The organism is Legionella saoudiensis (assembly GCF_001465875.1).
Lineage (GTDB): Bacteria > Pseudomonadota > Gammaproteobacteria > Legionellales > Legionellaceae > Legionella > Legionella saoudiensis.
Genome location: NZ_LN901323.1, coordinates 421,815 through 437,555 on the forward strand (window position 1 = coordinate 421,815; position 15,741 = coordinate 437,555).

Consider the following 15,741-nt stretch of genomic DNA (forward strand, 5'->3'; position numbering starts at 1 on the left):
TATATAATGAGCAGCGTAGATACAGTAGCAGTTAAAAATATCGGAACAATCGTAGAGATTATTGGTGCGGTTGTGGACGTTGAATTCCCACGCGACAATGTTCCTAAAATCAATGATGCATTGAAACAAGTTGATGGCGAATTGGTTTTCGAAGTACAGCAACAGCTAGGTGATGGCGTTGTGCGTACCATCGCTATGGGAACCACCGACGGTATGAAACGTGGTTTAAAAGTTGAAAATACTGGCCACCCAATTCAAGTTCCAGTGGGTAAAAAGACGCTAGGTCGTATTATGGACGTATTAGGCCGTCCAGTAGACGATGCGGGCCCAATCGGTGCGGATGAGCACTGGGCGATTCACCGTAAGGCGCCAAGCTACGAAGAGCAAGCAGGTAGCCAAGAACTCTTAGAAACGGGTATTAAAGTTATTGACTTACTTTGCCCCTTTGCTAAGGGTGGTAAAGTTGGTCTGTTCGGTGGTGCCGGTGTGGGTAAAACCGTTAACATGATGGAATTAATTCGTAACATCGCGATTGAGCACAGTGGTTACTCAGTATTCGCCGGTGTGGGAGAACGTACTCGTGAAGGTAACGACTTCTATCATGAAATGAAAGATTCAAACGTACTGGATAAAGTATCTCTAGTATACGGTCAGATGAACGAGCCACCAGGTAACCGTTTACGTGTTGCATTAACTGGTTTGACTATGGCGGAAAAATTCCGTGATGAAGGCCGTGACGTATTATTGTTCGTAGATAACATTTACCGTTATACCTTAGCCGGGGTTGAAGTATCCGCTCTGTTAGGTCGTATGCCTTCAGCGGTAGGTTATCAGCCTACACTAGCAGAAGAAATGGGTATGCTCCAAGAGCGTATTACTTCTACCAAGACTGGTTCCATCACCTCAATTCAAGCAGTATACGTACCTGCGGATGACTTGACTGACCCATCACCAGCTACTACGTTTGCGCACTTGGATGCGACTGTTGTATTGTCACGTCAAATTGCTGAATTAGGTATTTACCCTGCGGTGGATCCATTAGACTCGACTTCACGTCAGTTAGATCCATTAGTTGTAGGTCAAGAACACTACGATACAGCGCGTCGTGTACAACAGACCTTACAACGTTATAAAGAATTGAAAGATATTATCGCGATTCTGGGTATGGACGAATTATCAGAAGAAGACAAGCGCGTAGTAACTCGTGCTCGTAAGATTCAACGATTCTTGTCACAGCCATTCTTCGTTGCTGAAGTCTTCACTGGTTCTCCAGGTAAATACGTATCATTAAAAGATACTATTAAAGGCTTCCAAGGTATTCTTGCTGGTGAGTATGATGATTTACCTGAGCAAGCATTCTATATGGTCGGTAGCATTGAGGAAGCTGTTGCTAAAGCGAAAACCTTATGAGGCAAGATGATATGACTATAACAACGCACTTGGATATCGTTAGTGCTGAACATGAAATATTCTCTGGCTTAGTAGAGATGGTTGTTGCTACTGGAGAATTAGGTGAAGTGGGCATTACCGCAGGTCATGCTCCTTTACTGACGGTCTTGAAGCCCGGCGAAGTCAGATTGACTTTACCTGGCGGCCATCAAGATGTTTATTATGTTCAGGGCGGTATGCTTGAAGTACAACCAAACTGTGTCACAGTTCTGGCTGATGTGGTTGAGCGCGCTGAACATCTTGATGAGGCTGCTGCTTTAGCTGCTAAAGCACAAGCAGAAGCTGATATGGCGAACAAAAGTGGCGAGATGGATTATTCCGTTGCTGCTGCTGAGTTGGCGCGTGCAGTTGCCCAAATCCGTGCTATTCAAAAAGTCAGAAAAGCAGTGAAGTAAATAATTTCTATACCGGATAAAGCGCATGCTTTATCCGGTTTCTCTTCCAATTTACAAGTTCAATTTCTTTATTAAATAAAAATGCCATTGCATGAGCAACATACGGCTATATTTTGTTCATCCTCATTGTCTGTGATAGCATGAAGCACTCCTATGCTTTAAACGGACTTTATATGAAATTACAGGAGTTACGCCAGCAGTTAAAAGAGTATGAAGAAGCATTTTACCTACGCAAATATCTTGTGGGCGATCACGATCGTGCTAAACGGCTGAGGCAATTTGTGCAGCGGTTCAAATATATGCCTGAGGATTATGAGTTAAACGCCGAGGATGTATTTAGGTTACTTAGGGAAGTTCCTGAAATTGCACAGCCGAATAGTAATTTAGAGCTAATGCAAACGATAAAGCAGAAGCTTGCCAGCCCATATTTTTTTGAGCTTTATATAGTTTTATCTAATTTAAAATTAATTAACGAAAAAAATTTTGCGGCTATTTATGAGCAACCACTCCATATACATTTGTTCTTACAACGGGTATTTTGCAGTGATTCGCCCCAACCTCGAATTCCTTTAAACCAAGAGCTTTTAAATGTAGTTTTAGCAATTATTCCCCAAATAGAAATGGAAGAAAGGGTAATTGAGCAGTTATTGCGATTTTTACATAACAGAAATTTGCTTAAACCAATAGCCCTTAGTTTATTGCAGACGCGAATAAAGGAAGTATCCTCATTGTTTAATGTAATGCAAGAACTACAAAAAGCCTGCTGTTTAAATGAGGAATGTTTCGAGTTGATTGCACAATTAACTCATCTTTTTTTGTTAGAAAGGCTACTCGTGCAACTCAATAAAGCCAGAGTACCTCTTAACAACGAGGTGATTAAAGCACTATGCGCCAGCAATAGCTTGTTTTATCTTGATAAGTTATTACCAATATTAAGCAGCTCTGAAAAGCTTATTTTAAATAATGCGACATTTACGCTCCTTTTAAAAAAGAGTTATGAATTTTTTATAGAAAAAATGAGAACATTCGAGCTGTTACAACAGTATGGTTTACTTGATGAGGAAATATTTGCTGAGGTATGTAATAGGGAGGTTTTTTCATTAACACGAATATTGGGTGTTTTATCAGAGAAATCATTGCTACACGAGAATAAAGAATTAATTCTGGATTTAATAAATAATAAATTAGATGGTTCTGCTCTTTATAAAGCAATTAATTATTTAAAAAAAGTAAATTTACTAGAGCAAGATTCGCTAAACTTATGTGTTGAGTGTGTGTTAACTAAAAGAATAGCATGCGGTCTATTTGATCTGCTGGAGCAAAGTAATGTAACTATAAATAAATCCCAACTACAAGCCATTTTTTCTTTATCTATCAGCAACCTGAGGAGGCTCAATAGCTTATTAGAGGATTTAAAATATAGAAAGCTCTTAGATCAAGCTTCTTTTGCAATAGCCTTTGAGCGAGCAGTGGAAAAATTTCCCCCGGTTTTTCAGTCCACAATAACGAAATATAGTAGAAAAGATACTGGCGCGCAGCGGTCGGAATTTATATTAGATAATGCATCTCGTTTCTTCATTGAGCATGGCGATCAAGAGCAGGGAGGCTGTGGTTCTGTAAAAAAGGGCTATGAGTCTGCTACGGCCCAGATCCCTCTTTATAGTATTAAGAGACTGCACCGACATGCTAAGGTGCAGGAAGGCATACGTGAGGTTAAATATAATCGCTTATTGGGGCGTAACGCATCTTTTTTCATAAGAAATGAGAGTATCAATGTGGTTTCAGAATGGCAGCATGGCAAGGGTATGCATTATTATAGCGCCGATGAACTGCGACAAATCCCATTAAAAGCAAGGTTGCTCTGCCTTAGTGCTGGTTTAAAGGATTTAAATACGTTACACCAACATCACCGTAAACATGGTGATGTTAAGTGTCAAAATTTTGTGTTAAATCTAGACGATTTGTCCATGCGGCTTATCGATTTTGGGACAACACATAAAAAAGGATCGTTTAAATCGTTTGGTTGGACCTGCGAATATTTGGATCCCAAAATTAATGCCGATCTACTTTGTGTTGATCTTTATGCCATGGGCATCGTCACCATGCATTTATTTCCCGAGATTTATAAGGTTTCTTTTGAAAATAAAAGTCCTAAATTTTCCTGGAATAAATCTCATTTCAGTATTTGGGAGCAGGCCATTATCACTTTAGTTGAGGCGATGATGCATGCAGATCTTGAGCTAAGATGTACTAGTGAGGATGCCTTAAGCTACTGTAGTGAAGTCCTTAACTATTTCGATATTATGGATGTGCAGTTATTGGAAACTATTGCCTATAATAGTATTAATCGGTCGCATTCATCACTTGAGGATATTTTGCGAAGATAACACGGCATTACCGCGTGTTCCAAAGAGTTATCTTCTCTTCATAAAATTAGAATATCCAATTAGATGTAAGATCATGAAGGGTGACTCTGCTGACACGCGAAACGACTTTTCTACCCTAAACCCCGGAACTTACAATAACTTAGCCGACTTATTCTAAGTTCATACACAAGGTTATCCACAGGTTATTCATGGGTACTGATGAGCAAAATCCAGTAATTTATTTATAAATCAATAAGTTAGCTAGATATAATGAGGACGCCCGAAAAAAAAGATAAAGTTATTCACAATTTGCAGGCTGTATATATATCTAACATTCCCTTTCCTCTGGTAAAATAGCTAGGCAAGAGCCCAGAGCAATGGTTAAATAGTCTTAATAGATAACGATGAAAATAAAATTATGAATGAAGTTACCGAACGAAAAGAACTCACCGAATTTACGGAAAAAGCCTATCTTGATTACTCCATGTACGTTATTCTCGATAGAGCGTTACCTCATATTGCTGATGGACTCAAACCAGTACAACGACGTATTGTTTATGCGATGTCGGAATTAGGCTTAAAGGCTACCGCTAAACACAAGAAATCCGCACGTACTGTCGGGGATGTATTAGGTAAATTCCATCCTCATGGAGATAGCGCGTGTTACGAAGCGATGGTCTTAATGGCCCAGCCTTTCTCTTACCGTTATCCCTTTGTTGATGGTCAAGGGAACTGGGGATCACCTGATGATCCGAAATCATTTGCAGCCATGCGTTATACGGAAGCACGCTTATCTGCTTATGCGGAGGTACTGCTTTCCGAATTGCAGCAGGGGACGGTTGATTGGGTTGACAATTTTGATGGCACCTTACAAGAACCGGCCTTACTTCCCGCACGCCTACCTAATATTCTGTTAAATGGGGCTACCGGTATTGCCGTAGGTATGGCCTCGGATATTTTACCGCACAACTTAACCGAGGTCGCGAATGCCTGCGTGCACTTGTTGGAAAATCCACAAGCAAATCTAGCGGCGATTAATCAACATATTAAAGGTCCTGATTTCCCAACCGAGGCGGAAATTATTACTCCACCGGAAATGATTTCAACCTTGTACGAGACTGGCAATGGTTCTATTAAAATGCGAGCTATTTACAGTTTGGAAAAGCAAAACATTGTCATCACCGCGTTACCTTATCAAGTGTCTGGGGCGAAAGTGATGGAACAAATTGCCTTGCAAATGCAGCAAAAGAAATTGCCGATGGTTGAGGATCTTCGTGATGAATCGGATCATGAACATCCAACGCGCTTGGTTATTATTCCACGTTCCAATCGAGTTGATGTGGATGGATTAATGTCGCATTTATTTGCCACCACCGATTTAGAACGCAGTTACCGCGTGAACTTTAATATGATCGGCCTTGATGGCAAGCCCAAAGTAAAAAATCTATTGACCATTTTAAACGAATGGTTAGTTTATCGTATCGGGGTAGTCACCCGTCGTTTAGAATACCGTTTGGCAAAAGTTCTGGAACGCATTCATGTGTTAGAAGGTTTACTTATCGCCTACTTAAATATTGATGAAGTGATCGCCATTATCCGCGAACACGATAACCCTAAAGAGGGCCTCATTGCCCGCTTTAATTTAAGTGAACGGCAAGCCGAAGCTATTTTAGAAATGAAGTTGCGCCATTTGGCGAAATTGGAAGAAATTAAAATACGCGGGGAATTAGATGACTTATCCGCAGAACGCGATCAACTACAAAGCACCTTAGCGAGTGAAACCAAGCTAAGAAACTTAGTTAAAGAGGAAATTATTCGCGATCGTGATGAATTTGGAGATGTACGACGCTCTCCCATTATTGTGCGCCAAGAAGCACAGGCGTTAAAAGAAGAAGACATTCTACCCAATGAACCCATCACCGTGGTGCTTTCCAAAAATGGTTGGGTGCGTGCGGCAAAAGGTCATGATGTTAATGGTACAGAGCTTAGCTATAAAGCAGGGGATGAGTTTAAGGCACAAGCTCCAGGCCGCTCGAACCAACAAATCCTTTTCTTTGATAGTGAAGGGAAGGTTTACTCCTTACCTGGGCACTCCTTACCTTCGGCTCGTGGCCAAGGTGAGCCTCTTACTGGTAAATTAAATCCCGCTGAGGGCGCTCTATTTGAAACGGTTGTAGGGGGAGAGGCTGAGCAAAAGGTTTTATTAGCCAGTGATGCAGGCTATGGTTTTATTGCTACTATTGGCGATTTGTATGTGAAAAATCGTAATGGCAAGGCTTGTATTAAATTGCCTGAGGCAAGCCTTATTTTACCACCGCGAATCATACCCAATCATGAAGAGCTCTTAGTTGCCTGTGCCACCAGCGTGGGCCGATTATTAGTTTTTCCTATTAATGAGTTACCCGAGTTATCTCGAGGTAAAGGGAATAAGTTAATCAGCATTCCTTCTGCTAAAGCCACATCGCGTGAAGAGTATGTCATTGATGTACAAGTACTCACCAAGCAGGCTTCTCTCACCGTACACGCTGGAAAACGTCATTTCACGTTGAAAGGGGCAGATTTGGAGCATTATTTAGGGGAGCGTGGGCGTCGAGGTAATCGTTTACCGCGTGGCTTGCAGAATGTAACCCAATTGCAGGTTACTGAGCCCTAATAATATAAAATGAGGTAGGCCAATGATTTGGTAGGTTGGGTCCATGGCCCAACCTACACCCATACATACAAATCACTCATCTCAAAATTCACTACCAAATTAGAAATAGTGATGATAAAGTCTTGTGTATGCTACAAATTAGTAATCACTTACCCCCACGGACTAGACTAGGCCTGGACTTTAAAAGCCCTTATTGCGTTTAGGATGACGTATCACGTGGAGTAAAGGAAAAACAGTTGCAATAGGGAAATACTAGCTCCATGCTGAAGACTTTTATTGTTGTAGTTTGCCTGTTCCTTTGTTCTTGTATGGTCGGCCCTAATTATAAAGAGCCGAATAAACAAGTCGCCAAGCATTGGGCAAAAAAAGATGTCTCTGTGAAAGAGAAACCATTTAAAGACACTAAATGGTGGCAGGAATTTCATGATCCGGTTCTATCCGCTATTATTTACCAAGGTTATCGCAGCAATCTATCGGTACAAGCGGCAGGGGTAAAGGTATTACAAACCAGAGCGCAATTGGCACAGAGTGTTGGCCAATTATATCCGCAACAGCAAACCATGTTGGGAAATTACACGTATAACCGAATTGGCGGTACTTCTTTGCAACAAATTTTACCGCAATCATTTGATACCGCCTTAATGGGTTTCTCCGCCAATTGGGAAATTGATTTTTGGGGTAAATATCGTCGAGCAATCCAATCCAAAGACGCAGCCTTTTTAAGTTCTCTGGCAGCCTACGATAATGCTTTGACCACTCTGACTGCAGATGTAGCGACGACCTATATTAAAATCCGAACCTATGAAGCGCAGATAAAAATCACGAAAGCCAATATTGTGGTGCAAAAAATGGGTTTAAATATCGCGCGTGCACGTTTTAATGCTGGACAAGCAAGCATGGTGGATGTGGAGCAAGCGTTGACCGAATTGGGGCAAACAGAAGCCAGCTTACCCTCAATTGTGACGAATTTACAACAACAAAAAGATGCACTTGCCGTATTGCTGGGAACTATTCCTAATAATATCGATGCCGTCATTCACAAAAGCAAAGGAATTCCCAAAGCGCCGCGTTCCATTGCCATAGGTATTCCTAAAGAAACGATGGCCAGACGTCCTGATGTGCAACAAGCACGTTTAGATGCCATCGGCCAGTCCGCAGCTATTGGGGCGCAAAAAGCAAACCTCTTTCCTGCGCTGTCCTTAAGTGGTGCTTTTGCCTTTTCCTCTAATAGCATTGGCCAATCATCTGTTAGTGATTTATTCCATTGGTCCAATCGCAATATTTCAGCAGGCCCAGGCTTTACCTGGCCCATACTAAACTATGGACAAATTACTAATGCAGTGCGCGCCCAGGATGCAGCATTCCAGCAAGCCCTATTAAATTATGTCAATGTGGTATTAAAAGCCCAGCAAGAAGTACAAGACAATATTACCGCATACATTGAGGCAAAAAAGGCGGAGCGTTTCTTAGCAAAAGCAAATATTTCTGCGACCAAATCCTTACAGTTGGCCTTAATTCGTTACAAAGAAGGGGAGACAGATTTTACTCCAGTGCTTAATGCAGAACAGCAACAGTTAAGTGTGCAAACCTCACTGGTTAATGCTCAAGGCACTATCCCTCAGGCCTTAGTTGCACTTTATCGAGCGCTTGGCGGAGGCTGGGATATTCGTGGTAGTGACGATGTGGTATCACAACAAATTAAAACAGAAATGGCGGCACGGACCAATTGGGGGACTTTATTGAAACCACAAAACCATCTGCCACCGACTACGAGAAAACAGAAAATTAAAGAACTTTATTTGCCAAAATGGTAACCAGAATGAATTTTAATAAAAACTCAAAATCAGTGAAATATGCGGGCATTGTTTTAGCTGCTTTATTTTTGATCTACTTGATCGCCCATTTATTTTCTAAGCCTAAAGTCGTGGAAATACCCCCGCCCTCGGTCGTCGTGCAAAAGCCCATACGCCAGGAATTGGTGGAGTATGTGACGCAAACAGGTTCTACGGTTGCATTTAACTCAGTTAACTTGGTGGCGCGGGTTGCAGGCTATCTTGAAAAGATTGAATTTGTGGATGGCTCCTTCGTAAAAAAAGGCCAAGAATTATTTGTTATTCAACCTGAACCTTATATGGAGCAATTAAAAGCAGCTCAAGCCACGGTGGCGGCACAAAAGGCGGCAAATGCCTATAACAAATCGGAATATGAGCGCCAACAGCGCATGCTCAAACAAAACGCTACCTCCAAAAATGAAGTGGAAAAATGGCTGGCTAAAACCCAAGAGGTTGGTGCTGAAATTGACAAATCCACAGCCGAAGCCGTTAATGCGGAAATCACCTACAGTTATACCCATGTTTTATCACCTTTTGACGGTCGTATCGGTCGGCATTTGGTGGATGTAGGTAATTTAGTCGGTAATGGGCAAGCAACTAATTTAGCAACGGTTGAACAAATTGACCCCCTATATGTTTATTTTAACCTGAACGAATTGGACTTAATTAAATTAAGAGCCGCGGCAAAAGAAATGGGTATTACACCTAAAGATTTCAATCAGGTTCCGGTTTACATTAGTCTACAAAGTGATCCCAATAAGGAATACAAGGCGACACTGGATTTCGTGAATACCGGTTTGAATGCCGCCACCGGAACGATGGAATTGCGGGCAAAGCTACCCAACAAAGAGCATTTATTCCTCCCTGGGCTTTTCGTTCAAGTCCGTATTGCTGTGACTAAGCCACAACAGCAGTTGACTGTACCTGATACGGCTATACTCTACGATCAAATTGGTCCTTATGTATATGTCGTAGATAAAGAAAATAAGGTGGTTTTAAAACGAGTCACCCTGGGTAGTGCCAAACAAGGAGTACGCGGAGTTATTAAGGGGCTAGATGCACAAGATAATGTGATTGTTGAAGGAGTACAAAATGCGACTCCGGGTAACAAAGTGCTGCCGCAAAAACAAACAGACTCATCTAGTGAGAGCACCGCCAAATGATTTCCAAATTTTTTATCGAACGGCCTATTTTAGCAAATGTGATTGCCTTCTTACTGGTATTGTTGGGGTTGGTCGCTGTTATGGCTTTACCCGTAACCCAATATCCTGCGATTGTGCCTCCCACGATCCAGGTGACGACTACCTACCCTGGAGCCGATGCGAAAACTCTCATTAATACCGTCGGTATTCCTATTGAACAACAGGTCAATGGGGTGGAAAAAATGTTGTACATGCAATCCACCAGCACTAATAATGGTACGTACACCCTCATTGTTACCTTTGCAATTGGTACCGATTTGAACTTTGCCCAAGTATTGGTACAAAACCGGGTACAAGCTGCAATGGCGCAGCTCCCGGATGCAGTGCAAAAACAAGGGGTAGTAGTTGAACAAAAATCGACGGCAATTTTGCAATTTATTACCCTCACTTCAGAGCACGGCGAGTATGATGGCTTGTTTTTGAATAATTACGCGACGATTAACATGCAAAATGAGTTAGCGCGCTTACCTGGAGTCGGTAACGTACTTATTTTTGGTACGGGAAATTATGCCATGCGCATATGGCTAGACCCACAAAAAATGCTCTCATATGCGTTAAACCCTAGTGATGTGTTAAATGCAATTAGCCGGCAAAACCAAGAGGTTTCCGCAGGTCAAATTGGTGGGCAACCAACTCAAGGGACTCAAGCTTATCAGTTTACGGTGAATGTGCCGGGACAGCTCGCTGATCAAGAGCAATTTGCCAATATTATTGTGAAAACCGTGGCTACCCAAACGAATGAAAGCGCCAATGGCAGCAGCAGTGCCAAGATAGTACGTATTCGCGATGTTGGTCGCGTGGAGTTGGGCTCATCCAGTTACAATCAATTGGCCAAATTAAATAATCAACCCACTGCAGCGATTGGAATTTATCAGCTTCCTGGCGCTAATGCGTTACAGGTTGCTGATTCGGTACGTACTGCTGTAGCTAAAATGGCGAAAAATTTTCCTCCTGGGATGAAGTATTCAATCCCTTTTGATACGACCATTTTCGTGAAGGCTTCTGTTGATGAAGTTTATAAAACTCTTTATGAGGCAGGTATTTTAGTACTGATTGTAATCCTCGTATTCTTACAAAATTTCCGTGCGACTTTAGTACCGGCTACAACGGTACCAGTAACCATTATTGGTGCTTTTTTTGCACTGCTTTTACTAAGCTTCTCGATTAACTTATTGACCTTATTTGCTTTGGTCTTAGCGATTGGTATCGTGGTGGATGATGCGATTGTGATTGTTGAGGGGGTAAGTCAGCATATTGAACATGGAAGTCCTCCTAAAGAATCGGCTATTAAAGCAATGTCAGAATTACTAGGCCCCATTATTGGCATTACTTTGGTATTGATGGCCGTATTTGTACCGGCCGGATTTATGCCTGGGTTAACTGGGTCGATGTATGCGCAATTTGCTTTAGTTATTGCCGCCACAGCGTTTATCAGTGCGATTAATGCGATGACCTTAAAGCCAACCCAGTGCGCCTTATGGCTTAAACCTGTAGATCCACATAAAGAAAAAAATGCGGTTTTCCGCTTTTTTGATAAATTGTATAACCCCATTGAAGATAAATATATTGGCTTTATGGATCGTTTAATACATCGTTATAAACTGGTCTGCGCTGTGGGAATTATCCTTGTCTTGCTGGCAATTTTAGGTTTAAGCCGTATCCCAACAGGATTTATTCCCATCGAAGATCAAGGTTATATGATGATGAACGTGCAATTGCCCGATGGAGCAAGCCTGGGAAGAACAGAAGCTGTATTACATCGCTTAAGTGATCAAGTTTCTAAAATAGGTGGTGTTGCCGATGTGATTACAATAGATGGCATTTCTTTATTGGATAACAGTTCCAGCCTAGCTAATGGCGGTGTTTTATATATTATGTTTAAGGACTGGAGTGTTCGTGGCAAGGCGGAAGGCTTATTACCTCTCTACAACAAGCTTAATGAAATTGCTGAGAAGACTTTAGATGCTAAAGTGCTGGTCATGGTGCCACCACCGATCCAAGGTCTAGGTACTTCTGGAGGCTTCCAAATGCAGCTTGAACTGCAGGATGGTTCCTTTGATTATCGCAAACTGCAAGCAGCAACTGATCAAATGATACGTTATGCTAGCCAGCAGCCAGAATTGCAGCGCTTAATGACCTCGTTTCGGGCTTCTGTGCCTCAGGTTTCGGCCCCCATTAACCGTACTAAGGCTGAATCATTAGGGGTAAAAATAGGTGATGCCTCCGATACCTTACAAACGTATTTAGGCTCTTCCTATGTAAATTTGTTTACCAAGTTTGGGCAAGTGTTTCAAGTGTATGTGCAGGCGGATGCACCTTATCGCATGAGCATCGAGGATGTTCGTAATTATTATGTTAAAAATGAATCTGGCGCTATGGTTCCTTTAGGTACTTTAACCGATATTGGCCCAACCGTAGGCCCTTCATTAATTTCATTATATAACTTATATCCTTCCAGCAATATTTATGGAGCTGCAGCTCTAGGCTATAGTTCGGGACAGGCGATGGCGGCAATGGAGCGCGTGGCCAAACAGGTATTGCCTGCGGGGATTACTTTTGAATGGACGAGTACCGCATATCAGGAAAAGATAGCGGGCAATATGAGTTACTACATTTTCCTTCTATCCCTAATCTTAGTCTACTTCATTCTAGCGGGGCAATATGAAAATTGGGTGACGCCTTTATCTATTTTATTAAGTGTACCTTTAGCTTTGATTGGTACGGTTTTGGCGTTATCCGCTTTGGGATTAGCGAATAATATGTATACCCAGATCGGTATTTTGCTGTTAATTGCCTTAGCCGCTAAGAATGCGATTTTAATTGTAGAAGTGGCGCGTGAGCAACGGCTTATGCATAAAAAACCCATCATGGAAGCGGCCTTACTGGGTGCAAAGACTCGTTTTCGTCCTATTTTAATGACCTCTTTTGCCTTCATTTTAGGGGTTATGCCTTTGGTATTTGCCACGGGAGCTGGAGCTAACGCTCGCCGCTCTATTGGAATTGCGGTTTGCAGTGGAATGTTGGCATCAACTTGCCTTGCGGTAGTATTTGTTCCAGTTTTTTATGTGATGCTACAAAGCTGGCAAGAACGTCGTCAGGAGAAAAAGGCTGCTAAAGGAAGCTCGGAGCCATTAAACACTACACCTTAACTGTTGTTGTATACAATTGGAATCTCATTTCAAGACTGTTATATACAAAGGGGGACCATAAGGAAGCCATTTTTTACCCAAACAGGAGGAAATTGATGCTTTTATGGGCTAAAGTTATTTAATTTGGCTACAATTTCTGCTAAAATTTAGTTATAAAGGCAACCTGGGGACAAAAATATGTTGAAAGAACAACAAACACAGCAAAAAGCCTACATTGAATTGCTGGCTGAACGAGCAAAACAAGAGGCATTAGCTAGGTTGGCTGATCCCAGCACAGGGCCTTTACTCTTTGATCCTCAAGGGCGTGTACTGATTAATGTAAGCTTAACCACAGAAGAGCTTGCTCAATTTGATAATCTCGGGCATACACCTACTCCAGTAACTACCGTAAGTTTAGATGTTCTTGGTAATCCCTCTCCTGATTTTGATGGTTTAAAAGAAGAATATCGCGAGCAATATAATCTCGCCCAGAATGGATTAACTGATGATGATCAGATAAAAGAGAAACAAGAACAGGCATTGATGGGAATTCGTGGCAGTATTATTCCTCTGCAACAAGAATACCATTTTCATTTAGCGCTAACCGCGCGAAGCTATGCGGCAGCAGGTCGTTTCACGGAAGCGCAAATGAGCCAGGCGCATGAAGCGGCTATGGTTCGAGTGCAAGAGCTCATTACGCAAGCAGTAAAAGACTCATTAGCAAAAGCCACCAAAAAAGGTGAAGTTGATGATGTAAAACTGGTGCAAGCTCTCGATAAAGCACGTAAAAATATTTCTACTGAAGCACATAGGATTTTGGTTGAAGAAATTACCCGAGCTACGGGTGTGATCTTAACTAAGAAAGAAATCAAAGACCTTCATTTGAAGCATACTGCCGAAATTACTACAGCAACCCCCAATGATGTGGTACATATAGACCATGATATGGGGCAAACTACGTTAATCGCCGGTTCTCAAGTGACCGCCCATGATCGTGGTATTGGAGCGCAACATCTTGCCGATCGCCGCCTGATTACTATTGCGCATGACGATGCAAATCAAGGCCCGCCAAGAATCCAGATTCGGGTTCCGTCACTTGATGTGAAAGAAAAAATTAAGCCGAAAGATGCGATTGCCGATGTTGAAGTAAAACTGAATCATATTCGTGATAAATACCAAATTGGGGAACAGGTTGATGATGGGCCTACCGGAATTAAAGCCTTTACCTATAACCTTCACACCGCACTTAATGACAGTTTTGAAGGCGGTAAAAACAAGCAATCCCAAGGGGCTCAATATATATTAAGCGGAGCTCATAATTATAACGCAGCGCAATTAGACAAAGAACCTCCAGTTTTTTGTTTGGTGCAAAATATATCAGTTAATGGTTTTGGCGACAGTTTGGGATATGGCTGGAATAAGTTAAGAAATGAAGCGACTTTAATGACTGAAATGTCAATGATGTATAATTTGGTTGCTAAAGATGATCCGCAAAGAGCCCGAGTAGAAGATGCTTTTAAGGCGTATAAAGCCTATTTAAGCGATGATAATCGCCCTGCGTACTTTTCACAGTCCCCACAAGCAGAAGAGGCGAGGAAGGCGATTAAGGATGTAAAAGCAGGCTGGGCAAAAACTGCGGGGCGTGGTGTTGTTGATGAGCAATTAAGTACGGCAGAGCAAACGGTTGAGTCCGCAAAAATAGCTCTAAAAGCAATGATGGCGAATAACTTACATCATTCCCATGAACATGCAAAATTATTTCAATCCATGAGCATGTTTGTGGAGCAGGCATCAATTGCGGGTTGTAAGAGTGGTAATGAGCGCGCTCAGGCAATTAATGGGCGGGTTGCGGTTTTAGATAGCGTTGCCTCCCAACAAAATGACCCAATTGTGCAGGCGATTAATGCAGTAGCTCAGGCAAAAACATCCAAAGAGGTTACTAAAGCTACAGCGAATTTAAAACAAGCATTAGATTCTAAATATGATAACCATTTACAATCCGGGCCTTCAATTATTAGTGCTGTTGACCAGGGTGCTGCGGCGAAAGTTAATGCGAAAAGAGGCTTGGCAGGGCTTTTCAATCGTAACTACGCGGAAGAGTCTACTCTGGAGCATTTACAGCAAGGTAAGGCCGGCAAAATGCAGGCTCATAAAAATTTGACTAAAGAGTCTACCGATGCCTGGGAAGGGCCTCAACCTAAAGGCTATTTTGCTTTTGCCCGCGAAAAATGGGGTGGAGTGTTAGGAACTATTGGCGCGTTACTTGGCTTTGCAGCACCCAGTTATTTCCAACATAAGAGTGAAGTCAACGCACAGCACCAAGCCTTCATGGATCGGTTACATATTGCACAAGAAGATTACCAGAAAGCTCAATTGGTTAAGGAAGCAAAAGTAGCTAAAATTGTAAATGATACCCATGTAGAACGTGAGGTAGTTGACGCTGAACTTAATTCTAAGCAAAAGGTGGTTGCTGAAGGTGAAAAAGAAGTTTTAGAGGATGCTCCGGAACCGGTGCAATGGCGCAAAGGAGGAGTTCGCGCTACGGATGGTAATTTGTTGCCTTCACGTGCACAGTTAGTTCAAGTGCACTCCGCTGATTTTAGGGAGGCCTTGGATGATATTAGAAAAATTGGCGATAGACGTGAAAAACAGGAGCAGCAAGAGGAAGTTATTGCTCGTCCCGGCCTCTAATAACGTAACACCAATGTGGTGGCGC

Annotated in this window: 8 protein-coding genes; all 8 read left to right on the forward strand. The window is 42.2% G+C overall.

Translation table 11 applies throughout. The annotated features are described in order from the left end of the window. The first annotated feature begins 6 nt into the window (after window positions 1-6). The 8 genes from atpD to BN3124_RS08135 all read left to right on the forward strand — a co-directional run bounded on the left by atpD (window position 7) and on the right by BN3124_RS08135 (window position 15,716). Window positions 7-1,410 (forward strand): F0F1 ATP synthase subunit beta, encoded by a 1,404-nt coding sequence (atpD, locus tag BN3124_RS08100; protein ID WP_058534294.1) that lies wholly within the window; start codon window positions 7-9, stop codon window positions 1,408-1,410. 11 nt (window positions 1,411-1,421) lie between these two features. Further along, window positions 1,422-1,844 (forward strand): F0F1 ATP synthase subunit epsilon, encoded by a 423-nt coding sequence (locus BN3124_RS08105; RefSeq protein WP_058534492.1) that lies wholly within the window; start codon window positions 1,422-1,424, stop codon window positions 1,842-1,844. 173 nt (window positions 1,845-2,017) lie between these two features. Further along, complete coding sequence (locus tag BN3124_RS08110) at window positions 2,018-4,231, forward strand: protein kinase domain-containing protein (RefSeq protein WP_058534295.1); 2,214 nt, start codon at window positions 2,018-2,020, stop codon at window positions 4,229-4,231. A 397-nt stretch (window positions 4,232-4,628) separates the two neighbouring features. Further along, window positions 4,629-6,863, forward strand: coding sequence for a DNA topoisomerase IV subunit A (parC, locus tag BN3124_RS08115; protein WP_058534296.1), 2,235 nt, complete (start codon window positions 4,629-4,631; stop codon window positions 6,861-6,863). 260 nt (window positions 6,864-7,123) lie between these two features. After that, the gene (locus BN3124_RS08120) at window positions 7,124-8,677 is read left to right on the forward strand and encodes an efflux transporter outer membrane subunit (RefSeq protein ID WP_058534297.1); all 1,554 of its coding nucleotides are present in this window, start codon (window positions 7,124-7,126) and stop codon (window positions 8,675-8,677) included. Window positions 8,678-8,682: 5 nt separating this feature from the next. Next, window positions 8,683-9,858 (forward strand): efflux RND transporter periplasmic adaptor subunit, encoded by a 1,176-nt coding sequence (locus BN3124_RS08125; protein ID WP_149865230.1) that lies wholly within the window; start codon window positions 8,683-8,685, stop codon window positions 9,856-9,858. Next, window positions 9,855-13,046 carry an efflux RND transporter permease subunit gene (locus BN3124_RS08130; RefSeq protein ID WP_058534299.1) on the forward strand — a complete coding sequence of 1,064 codons (3,192 nt, stop codon included), beginning with the start codon at window positions 9,855-9,857 and terminating at the stop codon, window positions 13,044-13,046. Before BN3124_RS08125 ends, BN3124_RS08130 begins: the two co-directional genes overlap by 4 nt. Before the next feature lie 177 nt (window positions 13,047-13,223). Beyond that, entirely contained in the window at window positions 13,224-15,716 is a 2,493-nt protein-coding gene (locus BN3124_RS08135) for a hypothetical protein (RefSeq protein ID WP_058534300.1), read from the forward strand. Window positions 15,717-15,741 lie beyond the last annotated feature (25 nt).